Genomic DNA, 20,244 nt, shown 5'->3' with positions numbered 1-20,244 from the left:
GCGCCCAACGCACGCCGGCTGCGCTCTTGCAGCCCCTGTGCCGCGCCTCGCGGCGCCTCACCGAACGCGCCTCACCGAACATTGACTAGCGAGCTTTCCATGATCATCAAACCCCGCGTGCGCGGCTTCATCTGCGTCACCACCCATCCCACCGGCTGCGAGGCCAACGTCGCGCAGCAGATCGCCTACGTGAAGGCGCAGCCGCCCATCGCCGGCGGTCCGAAGAAGGTGCTGGTGATCGGCGCGTCGACCGGCTACGGCCTGGCCGCGCGCATCACCTCGGCCTTCGGCTGCGGCGCCGACACGCTGGGCGTGTTCTTCGAGCGCGCCGGCAGCGAGACCCGGCCCGGCTCGCCCGGCTGGTACAACACCGCCGCCTTCCACCACGCCGCGGCCGCCGAAGGCCGCTATGCGAAGAGCATCAACGGCGACGGTTTCTCCGACGCGGTGAAGCAGCAGACCATCGACACCATCCGCGCCGACCTCGGCCAGGTCGACCTCGTGGTCTACAGCCTGGCCGCGCCGCGGCGCACGCACCCGAAGACCGGCCAGGTCTTCAACTCGGTGCTCAAGCCCGTCGGCAAGTCGGTGAACCTGCGCGGCCTCGACACCGACAACGAGACCGTGAAGGAGACGGTGCTCGACGCCGCCACGCAGGAAGAAATCGACAACACCGTGGCCGTCATGGGCGGCGAAGACTGGCAGATGTGGATCGACGCGCTGCAGCAGGCCGGCGTGCTGGCCCCGGGCGCGAAGACCACGGCCTTCACTTACCTGGGCGAGCAGATCACGCACGACATCTACTGGAACGGCTCCATCGGCGCGGCCAAGAAAGACCTCGACCAGAAAGTGCTGGGCATTCGCGAGCAGCTGGCCGCCACCGGCGGCGATGCGCGGGTGTCGGTGCTGAAGGCCGTGGTCACGCAGGCCAGCTCGGCCATTCCGATGATGCCGCTGTACCTGTCGCTGCTATTCAAGGTGATGAAGGAGCAGGGCACGCACGAAGGCTGCATCGAGCAGGTGCACGGCCTGTATGCGGAAAGCCTCTACGGCGGCGCGCCGCACCTGGACGCCGAAGGCCGCCTGCGCGCGGACTACAAGGAACTGGCGCCGCAGGTGCAGACGCGCGTGCAGGAACTCTGGCCGCAGGTGACCAGCGACAACCTGTACGAGTTGACCGATTTCGCGAGCTACAAGATCGAGTTTCTGCGGCTCTTCGGCTTCGCCGTGGAAGGTGTGGACTACGCGGCGGACGTGAACCCCGACGTGGCCATTCCAGGCCTCGTCCAGGTCTGAAGAAGCGCCGGAGAGATACTCCCGCCCATGCAGATTCAAGACAAGCCGCCCGCCGGCACGCCCTTCGAGTGGATCGGCGGCGAACCCAAGGTGGAAGCGCTGGTGGAGCGCTTCTACGATTTGATGGACCTCGAGTCCGACTACGCGCAGCTGCGCGCCGTGCACGGCACCAGCCTCGACAACGCGCGCCAGCGCCTGTTCTGGTTCCTGTGCGGCTGGCTCGGCGGCCCGCAGCACTACACCGAGCGCTTCGGCCACCCGATGCTGCGCGCGCGCCATTTGCCGCAGAGCATCGGCGGCCACTCCATCGGCATCAAGGAGCGCGACCAGTGGCTGGCCTGCATGGACCAGGCCATGGGCGAGACGGGCGTGCCCGAAGACCTGCGCGAACGGCTGCGCGACTCCTTCTTCAAGACCGCCGACTGGATGCGCAATCGCGGCGAATGAACGACCTCACAACGATTTCGAAAGACGCTTCTCTCATCATGAATTCCATCGTCATCATCGGCGGCGGCCACGCCGCGGCCCAGCTCTGTGCCGGCCTTGCGGAAGCGGGGCAGGGCGCGCGCGTGCACCTGGTCTGCGAAGAGGCCTGCGAGCCCTACCACCGGCCGCCGCTGTCCAAGGCATTTCTCAAGAGCGCCGACGAGCCCACGCAGCCGCACAAGGCCGCCGACTGGTACCGCGAGGCGGGCATCACGCTGCACCTCGGCGACGCGGCCGTGTCCATCGACCGCGACGCGCACACCGTCACGCTGCGCTCAGGCGCGGTACTCCCGTGGGAGCGCCTGGTGCTGGCCACCGGCACGCGTGCCCGGCAGATGCCCGAGCTGAGGCCGGGCCTGGAGAACGTCGCGAGCCTGCGCGCCGTCGAGGAGGCGCACCGCCTGCGCGAGCGCCTCGCCGCGGCCGAGCGCGTCACCGTGCTCGGCGGCGGCTTCATCGGGCTCGAAGTGGCGGCCACCGCCAAGGCGCTGGGGAAGGCGGTGCAGGTCATCGAAAGCGCGCCGCGCCTGCTGGGCCGTGCCGTGTCGCCAGAGCTGTCGGCGCACGTGCTCGCCACGCACCGCGCGGCGGGCATCGACATCGTGCTCGGCGCGCAGACCGGCGCGTTCGAGGTCGAGGGCGACCGGCTGTTGTCGGTGCAGGTCAACGGCGTGAAGCAGCCGGTCGACCTGCTGCTGCTGAGCGTGGGCGCCGTGCCCGAGACCGCGCTGGCGCAGGCGGCCGGCATCGAGTGCGCCGACGGCATCGTGGTCGACGCGCAGATGCAGACCAGCGCGGCCGGCGTGCTCGCGGTGGGCGACTGCACGCGCTTTCCGGACCGCCGCGCGGCCCGCGCGCTGCGGCTGGAATCGGTGCAGAACGCCAACGACCAGGCACGCACGGCCGTGGCCACGCTGACCGGCGCGGCACGCGACCACGACGCGGTGGCATGGTTCTGGTCCGACCAGGGCAGCATGCGCCTGCAGATGGCGGGCCTGATGCCGGCCGAAGGCACGCCGGGCCTCGCCAGCTTGCGCCGCCCGGGGCCCAAGCCCGAGGCGTTCTCGCTGTTCCACTATGTCGACGGCCAGCTCGTGTGCGTGGAGTCGGTGAACGCGCCGGTCGACCACATGATGAGCCGCAAGCTGCTCGAAGCGGGCCGCAGCCCCGACGCGGCGGCGGTGGCGGACGTGTCAATACCACTAAAGAATCACCTGTCGTAAAGCTGCCGCACGCGGGCGCGCGTCAGGCAGGGTTCACCAACCTGTCACTGCGCTTTCAGAGACTGGCCTTCCTCGAATTTGCAGGGAGATCTCTCGATGAACAATGCAGCTACTGCGGCCCTTTCGGCCCATGCGACCCGTTCCCTGGCGCGCCCGGCATCCCCGGCCTCGCCACGTTCACCACACTCGCGCCTCGTGCCCATGACCACCTGTGCCGCCGTGCTTGCCGCCGTGCTCACCGCCTGCGGTGGCGGCAGCGACGGCGGCAACGTGGTGCTGCCACCGGCCCCTCCGCCCACCACGCCGCCCGCGCCAGCGCCCGCGCCGGTGGCGGCAGGCACGCGCGCCACGGTGGCTTTGCTGGAAACCACCGACCTGCACTTCAACGTGCGCAGCTACGACTACTTCAAGCTCGCCGAAGACAAGTCGTACGGCTACGAGCGCACCGCCACGCTCATCAACGCGGCGCGCAAGGAATTCGCGAACACCATGCTGTTCGACAACGGCGACACCATCCAGGGCACAGCGCTGGCCGACTACGAGGCGCTGGTCAGCCGCATTCCGTGCACGCAGCCGCTGTCGGTCTACAAGGCCATGAACGCCACCGGCTACGACGCCGGCACGCTGGGCAACCACGAGTTCAACTACGGGCTGGACTTTCTCAACCAGGTGCTCGGCGGCGGGCTCGATGTCGACGGCGTCGATGGCACCAAGAAGTGCGCCGGCCCCGCCTTTCCGATGGTGCTGGCGAACGTGCAGAGCGTGAAGAGCGGCAAGCCGCTGCTCGCGCCGTACACCATCGTCACCAAGCAGTTCACGGCCACCGGCCCCGACGGCAAGGCCGTGACGGTGCCGGTGAAGGTCGGCGTCATCGGCTTCACCACGCCCGGCATCCTGAACTGGGACAAGCGCTTTCTCGAAGGCAAGGTGCGCACCGAAGGCGCGGTCGAGTCGGCCACCAAATACATTCCCGAGCTGCGCGCGCAGGGCGCCGACATCGTGGTCGCGCTGCAGCACGGCGGCCTCGACGCATCGCCGTACTCGCCGACCATGGAAAGCCCCGGCCTGTACCTGTCGAAGGTGCCGGGCATCGACGCGCTCATGATGGGCCACCAGCACGGCGTGTTCCCCGACCGCGGCACCAACCCGGGCTACAAGCAGGCCGGCGTGGACAACACGGCGGGCACCGTCAACGGCGTGCCCGCCGTCATGGCCAGTTCGTGGGGCAAGGCGCTGGGCCTCATCCGGCTCGACCTGGTGTACGACGGCAAGGCCTGGAACGTGGACAAGACGAAGACCGACGTCCAGCTGCGCTCCACGCAGACCGGCAAGGACGGCGCGGGCAAGGCGATCTACGTGGACGCCGACCCGGCCGTTGCGCCGCTGGTCGAAACGCAGCACCAGGCCGCCATCAACTACGTGAAGACGCCCATCGGCAGCACCGACTTCCGCATGAACACCTATTTCGCGGACGTGGGCGACCCGGGCGCGATCCAGATCGTGAACCAGGCGCAGGCCGACTACGTGAAGGCCTACCTGCAGGCCAACCTGCCGCAGTACGCGAGCTTGCCGGTGCTGTCGGTGAGCGCGCCGTTCAAGTCGGGCTACGAGGGCGGGCGCGACTACACCGACGTGGCCGTGGGCAACCTGGCGATCTTCAACGCGGCAGACCTCTACCTGTACCCGAACACCGTGTACGCGGTGAAGGTGACGGGCGCTGAAGTCAAGGCCTGGCTGGAGGCCGCGGCCAAGCGCTTCAACAAGATCAGCACGACGGCCACGGCCGACCAGCAGCTCATCAGCACCTTCCCCGGCTACAACTTCGACATGTTCACCACGCCCGACGTGCAGTACGAGATCGACGTGACGCAGGAGGTGGGCAGCCGCATCAGGAACCTGACGTACCTGGGCGCGCCCATCGACCCGGCGAAGGAGTTCGTCATCGCGACGAACAACTACCGCGCGACCAGCGGCGCGAGCTTCATTCCGGCGCTGGACGGCCGCGCGACGATCTATGCGTCGCCCGATGCCAACCGCGACGTGCTGATCGACTACGTGAAGACGCACAAGACCATCACGCGCGCGGCCAACGGCGCGGCCCGCAGCTGGCGCTTCACGCAGGTGACGACGGCGGGGAACGTGGTGTTCACGTCGGGGCAGGGGCAGTTGAGCGCCGCGACCGATGCGGGGTTGGGCAATGTGTCGCTGCTGATGGCGGATGACGGGAGCGGGAAGGGGCGCTCGGTCTACAAGCTCGATTTGAGCAAGTAGGCGGTTGTCTTTTTCCCTCTCCCCTCGGGGAGAGGGCCAGGGTTAGGGCAGGTGCCTTCGACAAGGCGCGGCCTGGACGCAAGTGCTGCTCCCTCACCCCAACCCTCTCCCCAAGGGGAGAGGGGGCAGGAGAAGAAGCGGGGAAAACGCCTCAGCGCCGCACCGGCGCCAGCAACACCACCAGCGCCCCGGCCCCGCCTTCCGCCGGCTTTGCTTGCACGAAGGCGATCACCTCGTTCTTCTGGATCAGCCAGCGCTGCGTCTTGGTCTTCAGCACCGGCTGCTTGCCCGGCGAGCCCAGCCCCTTGCCGTGCACCACGCGCACGCAGCGCAGCCCCTGCTTGTGGGCCGTGCGAATGAAGCCGCCCAGCGCCTCGCGCGCCTCGTCGCTGCGCAGGCCGTGCAGGTCGACCTGCGCCTGGATCGACCATTCGCCCTTGCGCAGCCGCGCCGTCACGTCGGTGCCGATGCCGGGGCGGCGAAAGCTCATGGCGTCGTCCACGTCGAGCAGCGTGGTCACGTCGAACTCGTCGGAGAGCGATTCGCGCAGCACGCGCTGCTCGTCGAGCTGGTGCTGCACCGGAATGGGCGCGGGCGGCTCGGGCGCGAGCGGCACCGAGGCCTTGCGGCGCAGCGGCTCGGTCGCACCGATGGCGCGGGTGAACAGGTCCTTTTCGGCGGCGCGCCGGCGTTCGGCCGCGGCCTTGGCCGCCGCTTCAGCCGCCTCGCGCGCGCGGGTTTCGGCGATCACGCGCTGCACCTGCTTCAGGTCGGCCAGGTTCTTCAGGGAGGGGGGACGCGAAGCCATCAGAGCAGCCCTTCTTCGGCCATCGAGAAACTGCGCCCGGGGCTCACGATGACGTGGTCGAGCACCCGCACGTCCACCAGGGCCAGCGCGGCGCGCAGCGTTTGCGTGAGCGAATGGTCGGCGCGCGAGGGCTCGATGCTGCCGCTCGGGTGGTTGTGCGACAGCACCACGGCCGAGGCCTGGTGGTGGATGGCGCGAGTGACCACTTCGCGCGGGTACACGCTGGTCTGCGTGAGCGTGCCGCGGAACATTTCCTCCAGCGCCACCAGGCGGTGCTGCACGTCGAGGAACAGCACCGCGAACACCTCGTAGGGGCGCGAGCCGATGTGCAGCTGCAGGTACTGCTTGACGGCGTTGGGCGAATCGAACACCGCGCGCTCCTTCAGCGTCTGGCCCATGGCGCGGCGGGCCAGCTCGAGCACCGCCATCAGCTCGGAGCGCTTGGTGCTGCCGCCCATGCCCTTGACGGTCTTCAGGTCGTCGGCGCCGGTTTGCAGCAGGCCCGCCAGGCCGCCGAAGCGCTCGAGCAGCTGCTGCGCCAGCTGCAGCACGTTCTTGCCCGCCACGCCGGTGCGCAGCAGCAGGGCCAGCAGCTCGGCGTCCGCCAGCGCGGAGGCGCCTCGCGCAATGAGCTTTTCGCGCGGGCGGGCGTCGAGAGGGAGATCCTTGAATGCCATGAAACCCTGGGTGAAACCTTGGCGGAACCGGGTGGAAGCCCCGCTCCGTAAAATGAAGGCCAGTTTATCGGGACACCCACCTTGTCTTTGCCCACCTCTGATGCCCTCATGTCCCAAGTTGTGACTTCTGGCTCCTTCCTGACCCTGCACTACCGGCTGGCCGGTCCTGCGGGCGACATCATCAACACCTTTGCCGACAAGCCCGCGACCCTGTCGCTGGGCACTGGCGAGCTTTCTCCGGCCATGGAGCAGCGCCTGATGGGCCTGGAAGAGGGCACCCACGCCACCTTCGAGCTGCCCGCCGGCGAGGCTTTCGGCGAGCGCAACGCCGACATGCAGCAATGGGTAGCCCGCAAGCTGCTCGCGAAAATGGGCGACCCCGACGAGAAATACGCCGTGGGCGACGTCGTGCAGTTCCCCACGCCCGACGGCACCGGCAGCTACGCCGGCGCGGTGGTCGAGTCCAGCGACACCGCGGTGCGCTTCGACTTCAACCACCCGCTGGCAGGCCAGCCCGTCACCTTCGAAGTGAAGCTGATCGGCGTGCTATGACCGGCATCTCGGAAGTCCTCCTGGCCGAGCCGCGCGGCTTCTGCGCGGGCGTCGACCGCGCCATCGAGATCGTGGAGCGCGCGCTGGCCAAGTTCGGCGCCCCCATCTACGTGCGCCACGAAATCGTGCACAACACCTACGTGGTGAACGAGCTCAAGGCCAAGGGCGCGATCTTCATCGAGGAACTCTCCGACGTGCCGCCCGGCGCCACGCTGGTGTTCAGCGCGCACGGCGTGAGCAAGGCGGTGGAGCAGGAGGCGCGCGACCGCGGCTTCGCCATCTTCGACGCCACCTGCCCGCTGGTGACCAAGGTGCACGTCGAGGTGGCCAAGCTCGCGAAGGAGGGCTACGAGTTCATCATGATCGGCCACAAGGGGCACCCCGAGGTCGAGGGCACGATGGGCCAGCTCTCCAGCGGCATCCACCTGGTCGAAGACGTGGCCGATGTGGCCAGGGTCTCGCCGGGGCAGACCGACAAGCTCGCGGTGGTCACCCAGACCACGCTGAGCGTGGACGACGCCGCCGAGATCGCCGCCGCCGTGCGTGCGCGCTTTCCGGCCGTGCGCGAGCCCAAGCAGCAGGACATCTGCTACGCCACCCAGAACCGCCAGGACGCGGTGAAGATCATGAGCCCCCAGGTCGACCTGGTGATCGTGGTCGGCAGCCCCACCAGCTCCAACAGCAACCGGCTGCGCGAACTGGCGCAGCGCCTGGGCACCGAGAGCTACATGGTCGATTCGGCCGAAGAGCTCAAGCCCGAGTGGTTCGAGGGCAAGACGCGCATCGGCCTCACGGCCGGCGCCTCGGCGCCCGAGGTGCTGGTGCGCGAAGTGATCGACCGCGTGCGCGCGCTGGGCGCGGTGTCGGTGCGCAAGATGGACGGCATCGAGGAAACCATCAAGTTCCCGCTCCCCAAGGGCCTCAAGCTCGACGACATTCCCCCTCCCGGACACATCTCTTGAACGACAAGAACACGAACGACTGGCGCGCCGACATCGAGAGCGCCGCCACCCGCATCGACGAGCGCGCCACCCACTTCCTGCGCCAGACGCCGCTGTGGAAGCTGCCGGCCGCCGCTTTCGGCGTGAAGGCGCCCGGTGCCGAGGTATGGCTCAAGCTGGAGCACATGCAGGTCAGCGGCAGCTTCAAGGCGCGCGGCATGATGAACCGGCTGCTGGCCAACGACATTCCCGCCAGCGGCGTGGTCGTGGCCTCGGGCGGTAACGCCGGCATTGCCACCGCCGCCGCGGCGCAGGCGCTGGGCGTGCCCTGCCAGGTGTTCCTGCCCGGCGTATCGCCCGAAGCCAAGCGCGCGCGCCTGCGTGCGCTGGGCGCCGAGGTGGTCGTGGTCGGCCAGCTGTACCCCGACGCGCTGGCCGCCTGCCTCACGCGCCAGAAGGAATCGGGCGCCTTGCTCACGCATGCCTACGACCAGCCCGAAGTGGTGGCCGGCGCCGGCACGTTGGGCCGCGAGATCGAAGCGCAGGGCGGCCTGCCCGACGCGGTGCTGGTGAGCGTGGGCGGCGGCGGGCTCATCGGCGGCCTGGCCGGCTGGTTCGAGAAGCGCGCCCGCGTGGTGGCGCTCGAGCCCGAGAAGGCGCCCACGCTGTACCGCGCCCGCGAAGCGGGTGAGCCGGTCGACGTGGACGTGAGCGGCATTGCCGCCGATTCGCTGGGCGCGCGCCGCATCGGCAACATCGCCTGGGAGATCACGCAGCAGCAGGTCGAACACGCGCTGCTGCTGTCCGACGAGGCCATCCGCGCCGCGCAGCAGTGGCTGTGGAAGGAGCTCAAGCTCGCCGTGGAGCCCGCCGCCGCATTGCCGCTGGCCGCGCTGCAGACCGGCGCCTACGTGCCGCGCGAGGGCGAGAAGGTGTGCCTGATCGTCTGCGGCGCCAACGTCGACCCCGCCACCGTCGCCTGACCGGCCCGCGAATTCCTCAAGACCCGACCTCTAAAATCGACCGATGCTCGACATCACCCTGCTCCGCAAAGACCTGGCCTCCGCTGTGGCCGGCCTCGAAAAACGCAAGAAGAACCAGCCCTACCTCGACGTGTCGGCGTTCACCGCGCTCGAGGCCGAGCGCAAGACGCTGCAAACCCGCACCGAGGAAATCCAGGCGCGCCGCAACACGCTGAACAAGCAGATCGGCCCGCTCAAGGCCAAGGGCGAGTCGGTCGACGCGCTGATGACCGAGGTCAACGCGCTCAAAGCGGAGCAGGAATCGCAACTGAAGCGGCTGGAAGAAATTCAGCCCGAGCTGCATGCGCTGCTGCTCGCCGTGCCCAACCTGCCGCACGCGAGCGTGCCGCTGGGCGAGGACGAGACCGGCAACGTCGAGATGCGCCGCTGGGCCCCGCAAGGCGGCGCAGGCGCCAACGCCGTGCCGCTGGCGTTCACGCCGAAGGACCACGTCGACCTGGGCGCGCCGCTGGGCCTGGACTTCGAGATGGGCGCCAAGCTCGCCGGCTCGCGCTTCACCGTCATGAAGGGCCCGATCGCACGTCTGCACCGCGCGCTCGCGCAGTTCATGATCGACACGCAGACCGAGAAGCACGGCTACACCGAGTGCTACGTGCCCTACATCGTCAATGCCGCCACGCTCAGCGGCACGGGCCAGCTGCCCAAGTTCGAGGGCGACCTGTTCGCCGCGAAGAAGGGCGGCCAGGACGGCGAGCCCGCGCCCGACCATTCGGCGCTGTACCTCATTCCGACCAGCGAAGTGCCGCTGACCAACTTCGTGCGCGACGAGGTGGTGGCCGAGTCGCAACTGCCCATCAAGCTCACGGCCCACACGCCGTGCTTCCGCTCCGAAGCCGGCAGCGCCGGGCGCGACACGCGCGGCATGATCCGCCAGCACCAGTTCGACAAGGTCGAGATGGTGCAGGTGGTGCACCCCGAGAAGAGCTACGACGCGCTCGAGCAGATGACCGGCCACGCTGAAGCAGTGCTGCAGGCGCTGGAGCTGCCGTACCGCGTGGTGCTGCTGTGCACCGGCGACATGGGCTTCGGCGCCGCCAAGACCTACGACCTGGAAGTGTGGTTGCCCGCGCAGGACACATACCGCGAGATCAGCTCGGTGTCGAACTGCGAGGCCTTCCAGGCGCGCCGCCTGCAGGCGCGCTTCAAGAACGCCAACGGCAAGAACGAGCTGGTGCACACCTTGAACGGTTCCGGCCTGGCCGTGGGCCGCGCGCTGGTGGCGGTGCTGGAGAACCACCAGAACGAAGACGGCTCGATCAACGTGCCGGCGGCGTTGCGTCCGTACATCGGCGGCGCTGAAACTTTGCGGGCTTGATTCTTTTTGTCGAAACGACAGAAATTACCCGTATAATCGAAGGCTCGACAGACACCGGAGAGGTGGCAGAGTGGTCGAATGTACCTGACTCGAAATCAGGCGTACTAGCGATAGTACCGAGGGTTCGAATCCCTCCCTCTCCTCCAAAAATGATTCCGCAGTTAGCCGCCGATGGCCTGGAATCAGCAGTTAAGCCCCGCTAGACGGGGCTTTTTTGTGCGCGGTTGTCCGGCAACGTCTTTTGACAGCCGGCATGAAACGGGGGCACAGTTGGGGGCATAGACCGCGGTTCACGCGGGTACTCCCGAAAAATGCCCCCAGATGCCTCTCACCGACACCGCCTGTAAGAACGCGAAATGCGCTGACGGCCGCGCGTACCAACGCTTTGCCGATAGCGGCGGCCTCTACCTCGAAGCGACTGTCACGGGCAGCAAGCTCTGGCGCTGGAAGTACCGGTTCAACGGCAAAGAGAAGCGGCTGGCGATCGGTATCTATCCCGAAGTGACTCTGGCGCAGGCGCGGCGCGCTCGCGACGACGCGCGGTTGATCTTGAAGGGCGGCTCCGATCCAGCCCAGACCAAGGCCGACGCCAAGCTCAGCGCTCGGGTCAGCGTCGGCAACACCTTCGAGGCGGTCGCCCGGGCCTGGCACGAACACTGGAAGGCCGGCAAGTCCGAACGGCACGCCGGCTATGTGCTCACCAGGCTTGAGGCAGACGTCTTTCCCGACCTGGGACGCCGGCCAATCGTGACCATCACGGCGCCGCAACTGCTCGCGGTCGCCAAGAAGATCGAGGCCCGCGGTGCCGTCGACATCGCGAAGCGCGCATGGCAGACCTGCAGCCAGATCTTCAGGTACGGCATTGCGCACGGGATCATCGAGCGCAACCCGGCGAGCGACGTGAAGCCCTCCGACGCCCTCAAGCCGCGCAGCAAGGGGCACTTCGCGCGCATTGAGCCCAAGGAGCTGCCAGAGCTGCTGCGCAAGATCGAGGCGTATCAGGGGACTCCCGTGACCAGGCTGGCAATGAAGTTGATGGCGCTCACGTTCGTGCGTACCGGCGAACTCATTGGTGCGCGCTGGGAGGAGTTCGACCTAGAGGCCGCCGAGTGGCGCATCCCGGCGGAGCGGATGAAGATGAAGACGCCGCACATCGTGCCGCTGTCGGCCCAGGCCGTGGAGGTCCTGGGCTCCATTCACGAACTCCGCGGTTTGAGCGGCTTGCTTTTCCCTGGCGAGCGCGACCACGAGAAACCGATGTCCAACGGCACCATCCTGGGCGCGCTCAAGCGAATGGGCTACGCTGGCCGCATGACCGGTCACGGTTTCCGCGGCATCGCGTCGACGATCCTGCATGAGCGCGGGCACCGGCACGACATCATCGAGCTGCAGCTCGCACACCAAGAGCGCGACGAGGTAAGTGCAGCCTACAACTTCGCGACGTACTTACCCCAGCGGCGCCTGATGATGCAGGGGTGGGCCGACCATCTGGACCAATTGCGCCGCGGCGCCAAAGTCCTGGCATTCAAGGCAGCTTGATGATGAGCTTTCTCGACTTCGTGATGACCAGCTTGGCAAGTGGCGCGGTGAGCGCAGTTCTGCTTGGAGCCGCGGCATTCATGTTCAAGGCTCAACTCGGGCATTGGCTGAACAAAGACATCGAGCGCATCAAGGCGTCGCACCAGCGCGACCTCGAGTCCTACAAGGTTTCCTTGATTGCCGAAACGGAAAAGACGAAGGCGTCCCAGGAGGTCAGCAAAGCCATGGCCGTGCTGATGGTCGAAAAGAAGTTCGCTGCGCTGAACCGTTTGCATTTGGCTGTTGAGCTTCAAGCTTCGAACGTGTTGGGACTGCTCTCTATTCATACCGGTGAGAAACGCTCCGCGGACATCCAAGCTATGAATATCTCAGTCAAGGAGCTTATGGGCGCCTTTCGGAACGCCAGCATCTACTTCACTTCTGAGGAGATGGAGTGCTTCTATCGACTTGCGAACAAAGTGCAGGGGGCGCTGGGCATGGCGATGGGATTGAGCAAGCCTGCGGATGCGAAGACTGTCGAGGCACAGGAGCTCAACCTTTTCCCAGCACAGGCCGCAGTCAACGAAATCATGAGACGTCGACTCGATGCGATGCTCAGGATGACGGACTGATTGCGCGCGCGGCCGATGCTCTCTGCCCAGCAAGTCGCCCATCTGCTCGCCTTGTCGCGTAGCCAGAGCCGCTGCCCCGCGGCCTCGGCCAACTCCCCAGCTAAGTGGCATGCCCGCCTCTGTTCCACCGGCTTGCCGGGCTAACCAGGAGCGATGCATTGTGCCGCTCTATGCTGTTCGAATGACGATTCGTTTTTTTCAGCCCGTTGTGCTTCTCATCTTCCTGGCCTCCGGCGCCCGCGCCGATAGCAAAGATCGCATCATGGCCTCGCGATACCTGCGCGCGCAGTTCTGCGTAGAGCGCGCAGTCGGGCAGCGGTGGCACGAGCGCTATGACATTCCGGTGGTGATGAATCGCTGGGGTGTCAGCGAACCTACGGTCAGCGGGTTGGCGAAGGCTCCAGAGGCGCTGCGCAGAGCCCACACTCGCTGCCGTTTGGAGAACGAGATTGCGAATGAGCCGATTCCTGGTTGATCGTCGAAGGGAGCGCTAAACGTGCAAGGAGAAGATTCAGCCGAACATGCCGCGTCGCCCACCGATGAAAACGATCGAGGCCTGTTCAGATTCGGGCCGGAAGAAGGCGCAGCGCAGCGTCGTGCTGACCTCGCCGCCTACCGCTATCTATCGACCTCCAACGAACTCCATGCCATGCCGAAGGCTACGCCAGCGGAGGCGAGGGGGAGCGGGGTCAGCAATCTCCGCTTGGCATTGCTGGACTTCTTGAAGGAGGCAGGCGGAGCATGCGAGCCCGTCTGCATTGATCAAGAGCTTGCCCGGGAACTGCATCGGGAGCTGCAGCAGCACTTCTCCGGCGGGACGTTTGGGATGTTGCTCAGCCGTCCGCAGCGCACTGAAGCTCATCGACCCAAGGAGAACTTCCTTCAGCGGCGCGTCAAGCTGAACGCTCTCGTGTATCTGCACGGCGCAGAAATGGGAGTGGTGAAGACATCCAGTCCCATGAAGGATGTTCGCCTAGCGTGCGGTTTGAGAAGCGAAGGGACCGTCCGAGGTTGGAAGGCAGACCAGGAAATGATGGAGGAAGCGCGCGAGCGTGCCATCAGTGTCATCGTCGAGCATGCCGAGCAGCCGCGGGCCACGCTCGAGGCGGCTTTTGCCAGGGTGCTCGAGCGCGCCGGGCTTGTCTATCGGAAGCATGTCCTCGACTCGGGGCTGGTAGGGGAGCTTGCCCGCAAAAAAGCCGGCACTTAATCGCGGTTGATCAAGAGGTGAGGCGTTGTCAGACTCCAGGAAAGTCTAAGGAGCTTGCAAGTTGACCATTCATCCAAAACTTGACGAGGCAGACGCGCTAGCAGGCCATCCAGCAGCGCTTCTTCGGTGCTCGTATGTGACGGCGCTCACCGGCCTTAGTCGTAGCACCCTCTACGCAAAGATCGCCGTCGGAACATTTCCGGAGCCGGTCAGGCTCGGACCGCGTTGTAGTCGATGGCGTGTAAGGGACGTGGCCGCCTGGCTGGACGCGCTCGAGCCCGGGCGTCGGCCTACTTAGACTGCGAACCGTCTGCGGTCTGATTCTCAAAACCTCTCGCAAGCCCGTGCGTTGGCGTGGAAGGTCTCAGCCGAACGGCCCGTTGGCGACGATACGTTGCGCGCCACGCTGCAAACGCTGCGCTACGACCCGACGGTGCAGACCGTGCGCGGGTTCCTCGCGACCGCGCGCACGATGGTTCGTGAGCGGTTGAAGGTTGACCCGGCCGCCATATCGAGACTCCCTGGCGCATACGTCGAAGGCCAGAATGGCGAGGTGTACGACCGGGCTGAGTACGTCGGAGAGCGCGTGCTGATGATTCAACGGTGGGCCGACTATCTCGACAAGCTAGCCGCGAGCGTTGAAATCGCGCAGTTCAAGACGGGCTGATGGTGCCGCTAGGGGCGCAACCTATTCACCGTCGAGGTCCGCCAAACGTGATTGGGGCTCGGGCCCGTGTTCAAGACTGCTGCCGTCCGATCTTTCGCCGACGTGACTCTGTTTGTGCCATCCGCGTTGTTCGGTCGCTCGCTGCTTTGGCTTTCGATAAAAGGAACGTCGATGGCTCCGCGGAGCATGGCGTGCAATTCGACCTCAACCTTCAAGGAGTTGATCAACGTTTGGGCCGTTTCGCACACCGCCCGCTGCCTCGCTATGTCGAGCGGCTTCGTGTTGTCATCCAGGGTTTCGAGCACCTTGAACAGGTGGCCGCGCAGGCTTTCGATGTTTCGCTTCGACATCTTGCAATTTCCTTTGAGCTTGGTGATGGAGGGCGATGAGTGATCGCAATTCGGGCGGGTAGGCAGGGAACTTCGAAAGCCTCGAGCGGTTCGAGCCATTCAGCATGTAGGACGGATCGCGGGAGAGGGACAACACGTTCGCCCGCCGATAGATACCCTTGAGTCCGCGACCTGGAAGCAATTCGGCGAATGCAGTTATCGGGGTAGACGGGAAGTGCTTCCGCAGCACCTCGTCTTCTTCATGTGACCAGAAACGAGAGGACCGTAGGCCCAGATGAGCAATGTGTTTCCGCATCCTGGGCATGGAGCAGGAGAGCAGTGCGGCCAAGAATAATGGGTCGATCTCGCTATAGAGCGCCCTTAGCATGGCGTTGTCCTCTGCGGTCCACCTGTCGACCGACCTCACTTTGGGCATTTGCAGGTTCTTGACGCGTCGTTGAAGAACGGCTCTTTTGGAGCGACCGAGAGCCGCCGCGATCGCCACATCCGTCATCGTGCCGCAGTGGCTCAGAACGTAGGCGTCTTCTTCGTCGGTCCAACGGTGAGCGCATCTGGGCTCTTTCACTTCGTTCTCCCTCGACTGAGGCAAGTGGCTCTGGCTGGCGTTAGCGGAGGGACGCCAGGATGGTGTACATGTTTCGCCATGCCGCTAGTTTCTGGGGTGGCACCAGGGCTCGCCACGGCGGAAAACCGGATGGGCAATTGCAATGCTTCCCGGCACTTGGGCGCGCGCGCACCCGCACGCGCGTTGAGGCTATGGGCTCGCAACAAGAGCGCAGTTGCGAATGGAAAGACTTGTGACCGCGCGCAGGTCATGGCAGTGGTAGGGCAACTACCAGGGTTGCAGACGGGTATTTATGGGTTTACGATAAATGCTATGCAGAAAAAAATAATTCCAACAGAGGTGGAGTCTCTTGCCCGCGGTCGGCCGCCACTTCCTGAGGGTGAAGCGATGGTGCCCGTGATGGTGAAGATGAAGCCCGCGCAAAAGGAAAAGCTTCAGCGACTCGGCGGTGCGTCATGGATGCGAGAACGCATCGACAAGGCAAAGGAGCCAAGGGAATAACCGCTATGCCCCGCGGCGGTTTATGCGGGGCACAAAAGGCGACGGCCAGGGTGGTAGTGACACCCCAGCCGTCTGACCAAAACGTGCACAACTTAGAAGGAGATGCACATCATGGCTACAGCAATTATCCGCCGATCCGGCGATCGACCACATCTTGCGTTGGTCGCCTCGAAGCAGCCCTCGCAGCAAGATGCAGCCGCGTCTACGCGGACGCGCAGAGCGTGGCGTGATCGCCGACCGCTCGAACGTGAGGAATGGCACTGGGCCAACGCGTACACCGGCACTGCCGAGGCGTTGGTGGCCGCGGGGATTTGTCGCATGGATCAGCTGCCGGGCCAACCCGGCAATAAGAAGACGTCCTGCACCTACTACCGAGGGCAGCCATGCGGACGGACTGCGTTCAATGGAGCCCAGCGGGACGCTTACTTCATGACGATTAGTGCGGAGGGCAAGACACGTTTTCGTGTCGTCAAGGGACTCCCGGTCGAGGAACAGGATCGCCGCTCGCTCGCTCTGCGTGAAGCCGAAAAGGCTAGAACCGAAGCGAACAATAAACTGGAGTACGAGGCTGCCGCTGCTCGCCTGGCACAACGCAAGCGCGAGAGCACCGCTGATGTTCTTCGCGATCAGTTGCAAGGGTACGCTGGTGGCCTTCGGCGCGCGTTGGACTCGTGCCAGCAAGGCCAGGAACTGTTTCACGATTGGCGTCTCTCCGAAAACGACCTGCAGCGCGTTCTGCTGCAGGTTGAGGCGCTGGAACACGCGGTGCGGGGTGTGACGCCTATCCGCTACGAGTCGCGCACTGTCAGCCGCCTGGTGGCGGTGAAGCTATGAGCGGGGGTGTTGCGCCAGGCCGCGCCAGACGCGTAGCGCAGACCCGGGCCGACGGATTGGCAAGCGCGACCGCTGCGGCCCGCGAGCCCGTCGCGTTGTCTGTCGCAAAGCTGGACGCGGCGCTCTGCGTCATTTCACAGGCCCGCGATGTCGCTGAAGCTATGGCGACCTGTGAAGGCGTTGACGCTTTTTGGGGAGTCTTGCGACTGGTCGAGTGCGGCGTGGACAAAGTGGAGGCGGCATTCGCCAGCCGCTCGCGGGATGCCAGCGATGAGGCGAGCGATGAACTCGCGGGAGTGCTTGGCGTTCTTGGCGAAATAAACCTCGATCATATTTTGCTCCACGCTCTAGTGACGCTGGTAGCCCTGGCGAAGTCGAACCTCGATACATCAGCGCTCGGCAAATAGTCGCGGCCTCCTCGCGCGGCACAGTTTCACTGCCAGCCCTAGGCTGATCCCCGAAAACCCGTTTCCCTGACGGGCTGGGCTGGCATCTTTTTTCAGGGGCGTGAGGGACGCTTGATGAATGACGAAGGCGAGTTTAAAGATGAGGCTGAAAGATCTTTGGTTGCCGAGGAAGATGCTGTCAGGCCGCTAGATTTCGGCGACAGTTTCGATTTCCTTTGGGAGGACTACCTGTTCCTTCCCGGCCTGGGCCGAGACTATTACAACCTTCCCGATGCTGCTCTGCTGGGGGCCATCGACGCGGGATTGTCCGGTCGAGTACCTGGAGTTCTGCCTGAACACTGGGGTAGCTACGAATCTGACGAGGCCGAGTTTCGCCGCGGTGTTGCCCCTACGCAAAAGCGAATCTTAGATCTGCTGACGCGGTGCGTCATATCCGGACTTTTGAAAGCGGAGATCAAGGCTCGGAGCCCATTAGATTCCTCGCTAATACCTGATCGCACGTATGTTTCGCTAAGCGATCTGATCGATTGCCTGGAGACGCATGGGTCTCCGCGAGGAGATTACTTTGGGCAGGAACTGGAGGACGCCGCCTCCGCCATGCAGACAGAGGCACAAGCGACTGCGCGAGCCAGGGCGGAGTTTCGCCACGGGACAGCCGGTAGCCTCGCGACGCTCGAGGGGGCAAAACAACCTGGCGAGCAACCAGAGGTCTTCTGGAAAAGGGTCGCCGAATCTCAAAGTCTTGCTATCGCCGAGCTTCGAACCCAAATCGACGGGGGCCGTCCCGCTCACCCTCAACGTGAGCTGTCTACCAAGGAGCGAAACACCCTCTTGACACTCGTCGCCGTGCTTTGCCAACAGGCAAACCTGGACCCGGCGAAAACCGCGAAGACGGCAGGAGTGCTCCAGGCTGCAGCTGCGAGGATGGGTATAGGGCTGGGCGAAACGACCATTGAAAACAAGCTGAAGGCGATTCCGGATGCTGTTGCCAGCCGCTTGAAGTAGCGACTCTTTCGGCACCTGCCCAATTTCTAGGGCAATTGCCCCTTATATCGCCTGCGGTTCTCGACCATAGGGCCATCTGAACATCGGCGGACAACGCCGGACAAGGAAAAGGCAATATGGAAAACAAGCGGACGCAGGCCACAGCCCCTACTGACAGAGGCATTCATCCCGCCACGCTGCTGCGTGCCTCAGCCGTCGAAGAACTCACCGGGCTAAAGCGATCGGCGTTATATGCGCGCATCGCGGCCGGCACTTTCCCCCGGCAAATCGTACTTTCTTCTCGTTGTGCGCGCTGGCGCGCCGGTGAGGTTTTCGACTGGCTGGAGGCGCTCAAGTGAGCAAGGACGAACAACTCGAAGCGCCATGAGTTTCGTTAAAGACAGACTTGCTGACCCATCAGCGTATTTCGAGAGCGAGGGCGTGACGCTTATCGGACGGGGAAGGTGGCGCACTGCGCGCTGCGATTTTCACGGCGGCAGCGACAGCATGCGCATCAATACTGAGACTGGCGCATGGGTGTGCATGGCTGGATGCGGTGCCCGTGGCGGCGACGTGTTGGCTTATCACATGGCCACGCACGGGGTGAGCTTCGTGGAAGCTGCCAAAGCCCTAGGAGCCTGGGAGGAAGACGGCAAGCACTTGCAGCGGCGGCGACCTACGACGTTCCCGCCCCGCGACGCCCTCTATCTGCTGCGACAGGACGCGACGCTCGCAGCCGTCGCCGCGGGCAACTTGGCGCGCGGAGTGGCGCTCTCGGCTGAGGACCGTGACAGCCTCATGCGCGCTGCTCGGCGCATCACGTTGATCGCGTCGGAGGTCGAAGAGTGAGCGCGGTCCTCGAGCAGCCCAAGAACCTCGAGGCGTTGCGGCGTTCGGCCGACCGGAAGGTGGACGCGGCAGCCCAGATGGTGCGCCGGCTTGAGGTCCAGTTAGCTCAAGATCTCTCGGACGAGGCCGAGTTTGAAGATGAGCTTATCGAAGGGTTCATCGGGCGCCAGGCCATGTCAGTGCTCTACGGCGACAGCAACAGCGGCAAGACGTTCCTGGCAATCGACATAGCCGCAGCTGTCTGTCAGGGACAGCAATGGATGGGGCGCAATGTTGACGCGGGCATGGTGGTCTACCTTGCCACCGAATCGCCTAGGTCGGTGTGCGAGCGATTGAAGGCCTACCATGCGCACCACAGAATGAAGTTGCAGAACTTCGTGGTGGTGAAGTCGCCCATCAACCTTTACGAGAGCGAGGCCGACACCACCGCCGTCGTCGCGTTGATTCGCGAGATGGAAACGTTACATGGGGCAAAGTGCGAGCTCGTGGTCGGCGACACCTTGGCCCGACTGAGCGCCGGTGCGAATGAGAATAGCGGCGAAGACATGGGGGTGGTTGTGCGTCACGTCGACAGGATCCGGCAAGAGGCTGCGGTGCACTTCATGCTGATCCACCATTCCGGCAAGGACGCTGCGCGCGGGATGCGTGGTTGGAGCGGCCTGCGTGCAGCTACTGATACTGAGGTCGAAATCACGGCCAACGAAACGACCGGCAACCGTGCTGCCGAGGTTACGAAGCAGCGCGACATGGCCGGCAAAGGTGAGCGGATCGGCTTCCGTCTTCACACGATCAAGATGGGCACCGGCAAGTGGGGCCAGCCTCGCACGTCCTGCGTAGTGACCCCCATCGACGCGCCGGCACCCGTTAAGAAGCTCCCGCGGCTGGGGGGTGTTCAGCAAGCGATTCTGGGCGTGCTGCGCGGTCATGGCGCCGACATGCGGACGCGGGAGATCGCGTCAACGTTGGAGGGCCAATACGGCAAAACATCAGTCTACAACGCCGTCGAACGGCTCAAAGATTTGGCCTTGATCGAGGTCTCTGCAGGTATCGTCCACCTCATCAAATGACCGCGATTCACGCCATTCACGTCCATTCACGTCTGCATTCCCGTGAAT

Annotated in this window: 23 protein-coding genes and 1 tRNA gene; 21 read left to right on the top strand and 3 right to left on the bottom strand. The window is 65.0% G+C overall.

The annotated features are described in order from the left end of the window. The first annotated feature begins 99 nt into the window (after nt 1–99). The 4 genes from fabV (at nt 100) to QTI51_RS24760 (ending at nt 5,276) form a co-directional block, all read left to right on the top strand. On the top strand, nt 100–1,296 hold the full coding sequence (gene fabV, locus QTI51_RS24775) for an enoyl-ACP reductase FabV (protein ID WP_286516311.1): 1,197 nt from the start codon (nt 100–102) through the stop codon (nt 1,294–1,296). A gap of 27 nt (nt 1,297–1,323) precedes the next feature. Beyond that, nucleotides 1,324–1,743 (top strand): group II truncated hemoglobin, encoded by a 420-nt coding sequence (locus QTI51_RS24770; protein ID WP_116910924.1) that lies wholly within the window; start codon nt 1,324–1,326, stop codon nt 1,741–1,743. 38 nt (nt 1,744–1,781) lie between these two features. Continuing rightward, nucleotides 1,782–3,005: an NAD(P)/FAD-dependent oxidoreductase gene (locus tag QTI51_RS24765; protein ID WP_116911117.1), complete on the top strand. Its 1,224-nt coding sequence runs from the start codon at nt 1,782–1,784 to the stop codon at nt 3,003–3,005. A 201-nt stretch (nt 3,006–3,206) separates the two neighbouring features. Next, on the top strand, nt 3,207–5,276 hold the full coding sequence (locus QTI51_RS24760; RefSeq protein WP_116910925.1) for a bifunctional 2',3'-cyclic-nucleotide 2'-phosphodiesterase/3'-nucleotidase: 2,070 nt from the start codon (nt 3,207–3,209) through the stop codon (nt 5,274–5,276). A 151-nt stretch (nt 5,277–5,427) separates the two neighbouring features. On the opposite strand, the gene QTI51_RS24755 is transcribed toward QTI51_RS24760, so the two are convergent. Together QTI51_RS24755 and radC are read right to left on the bottom strand one after the other, a co-directional pair. Next, the gene (locus QTI51_RS24755) at nt 5,428–6,084 is read right to left on the bottom strand and encodes a Smr/MutS family protein (protein ID WP_116910926.1); all 657 of its coding nucleotides are present in this window, start codon (nt 6,082–6,084) and stop codon (nt 5,428–5,430) included. Then, nucleotides 6,084–6,761: a RadC family protein gene (radC, locus tag QTI51_RS24750; RefSeq protein ID WP_116910927.1), complete on the bottom strand. Its 678-nt coding sequence runs from the start codon at nt 6,759–6,761 to the stop codon at nt 6,084–6,086. The genes QTI51_RS24755 and radC overlap by 1 nt, the downstream gene beginning before the upstream one ends. Nucleotides 6,762–6,869: 108 nt before the next feature. Between radC and QTI51_RS24745 the strand changes: the two genes are divergently transcribed. From QTI51_RS24745 to QTI51_RS24695, 11 genes are all read left to right on the top strand, one after another. Then, nucleotides 6,870–7,313 carry an FKBP-type peptidyl-prolyl cis-trans isomerase gene (locus tag QTI51_RS24745; protein WP_116910928.1) on the top strand — a complete coding sequence of 148 codons (444 nt, stop codon included), beginning with the start codon at nt 6,870–6,872 and terminating at the stop codon, nt 7,311–7,313. Next, nucleotides 7,310–8,275, top strand: a complete 966-nt coding sequence (gene ispH, locus QTI51_RS24740) for a 4-hydroxy-3-methylbut-2-enyl diphosphate reductase (RefSeq protein WP_116910929.1) — start codon at nt 7,310–7,312, stop codon at nt 8,273–8,275. The genes QTI51_RS24745 and ispH overlap by 4 nt, the downstream gene beginning before the upstream one ends. Then, the gene (locus tag QTI51_RS24735) at nt 8,272–9,237 is read left to right on the top strand and encodes a threonine/serine dehydratase (protein ID WP_116910930.1); all 966 of its coding nucleotides are present in this window, start codon (nt 8,272–8,274) and stop codon (nt 9,235–9,237) included. Before ispH ends, QTI51_RS24735 begins: the two co-directional genes overlap by 4 nt. A gap of 43 nt (nt 9,238–9,280) precedes the next feature. Continuing rightward, nucleotides 9,281–10,612 (top strand): serine--tRNA ligase, encoded by a 1,332-nt coding sequence (serS, locus tag QTI51_RS24730; protein ID WP_116910931.1) that lies wholly within the window; start codon nt 9,281–9,283, stop codon nt 10,610–10,612. A 56-nt stretch (nt 10,613–10,668) separates the two neighbouring features. Further along, a tRNA-Ser gene (locus QTI51_RS24725) sits at nt 10,669–10,758 on the top strand. Nucleotides 10,759–10,933: 175 nt separating this feature from the next. Beyond that, the gene (locus QTI51_RS24720; RefSeq protein WP_286516313.1) at nt 10,934–12,151 is read left to right on the top strand and encodes a tyrosine-type recombinase/integrase; all 1,218 of its coding nucleotides are present in this window, start codon (nt 10,934–10,936) and stop codon (nt 12,149–12,151) included. Between the two features lie 2 nt (nt 12,152–12,153). Further along, entirely contained in the window at nt 12,154–12,762 is a 609-nt protein-coding gene (locus QTI51_RS24715; protein ID WP_286516314.1) for a hypothetical protein, read from the top strand. Between the two features lie 181 nt (nt 12,763–12,943). Then, the gene (locus QTI51_RS24710) at nt 12,944–13,237 is read left to right on the top strand and encodes a hypothetical protein (protein ID WP_286516315.1); all 294 of its coding nucleotides are present in this window, start codon (nt 12,944–12,946) and stop codon (nt 13,235–13,237) included. A gap of 21 nt (nt 13,238–13,258) precedes the next feature. Further along, complete coding sequence (locus QTI51_RS24705; RefSeq protein WP_286516316.1) at nt 13,259–13,972, top strand: hypothetical protein; 714 nt, start codon at nt 13,259–13,261, stop codon at nt 13,970–13,972. 61 nt (nt 13,973–14,033) lie between these two features. Next, on the top strand, nt 14,034–14,270 hold the full coding sequence (locus tag QTI51_RS24700) for a helix-turn-helix transcriptional regulator (protein WP_286516317.1): 237 nt from the start codon (nt 14,034–14,036) through the stop codon (nt 14,268–14,270). A 51-nt stretch (nt 14,271–14,321) separates the two neighbouring features. Then, complete coding sequence (locus tag QTI51_RS24695; protein WP_286516318.1) at nt 14,322–14,639, top strand: site-specific integrase; 318 nt, start codon at nt 14,322–14,324, stop codon at nt 14,637–14,639. 8 nt (nt 14,640–14,647) lie between these two features. Here QTI51_RS24695 and QTI51_RS24690 read toward each other — a convergent pair whose 3' ends face one another. After that, nucleotides 14,648–14,989, bottom strand: a complete 342-nt coding sequence (locus QTI51_RS24690; protein ID WP_286516319.1) for a hypothetical protein — start codon at nt 14,987–14,989, stop codon at nt 14,648–14,650. Between the two features lie 1,177 nt (nt 14,990–16,166). Here QTI51_RS24690 and QTI51_RS24685 point away from each other — a divergent pair. From QTI51_RS24685 to QTI51_RS24660, 6 genes are all read left to right on the top strand, one after another. Continuing rightward, nucleotides 16,167–16,889: a hypothetical protein gene (locus QTI51_RS24685; protein ID WP_286516320.1), complete on the top strand. Its 723-nt coding sequence runs from the start codon at nt 16,167–16,169 to the stop codon at nt 16,887–16,889. A 56-nt stretch (nt 16,890–16,945) separates the two neighbouring features. Further along, nucleotides 16,946–17,296: a hypothetical protein gene (locus tag QTI51_RS24680; RefSeq protein WP_286516322.1), complete on the top strand. Its 351-nt coding sequence runs from the start codon at nt 16,946–16,948 to the stop codon at nt 17,294–17,296. A 114-nt stretch (nt 17,297–17,410) separates the two neighbouring features. Then, complete coding sequence (locus QTI51_RS24675; RefSeq protein WP_286516324.1) at nt 17,411–18,301, top strand: hypothetical protein; 891 nt, start codon at nt 17,411–17,413, stop codon at nt 18,299–18,301. Nucleotides 18,302–18,417: 116 nt separating this feature from the next. After that, nucleotides 18,418–18,639 (top strand): helix-turn-helix transcriptional regulator, encoded by a 222-nt coding sequence (locus QTI51_RS24670; protein WP_286516325.1) that lies wholly within the window; start codon nt 18,418–18,420, stop codon nt 18,637–18,639. A 25-nt stretch (nt 18,640–18,664) separates the two neighbouring features. Next, on the top strand, nt 18,665–19,129 hold the full coding sequence (locus tag QTI51_RS24665) for a CHC2 zinc finger domain-containing protein (protein ID WP_286516326.1): 465 nt from the start codon (nt 18,665–18,667) through the stop codon (nt 19,127–19,129). Next, complete coding sequence (locus tag QTI51_RS24660; RefSeq protein ID WP_286516327.1) at nt 19,126–20,196, top strand: AAA family ATPase; 1,071 nt, start codon at nt 19,126–19,128, stop codon at nt 20,194–20,196. Before QTI51_RS24665 ends, QTI51_RS24660 begins: the two co-directional genes overlap by 4 nt. Nucleotides 20,197–20,244 lie beyond the last annotated feature (48 nt).

Source organism: Variovorax sp. J22G73 (assembly GCF_030317035.1).
GTDB lineage: Bacteria > Pseudomonadota > Gammaproteobacteria > Burkholderiales > Burkholderiaceae_C > Variovorax.
The sequence above is the reverse complement of the archived record's forward strand: the minus strand, read 5'-3'. Positions and strand labels throughout refer to the sequence as shown.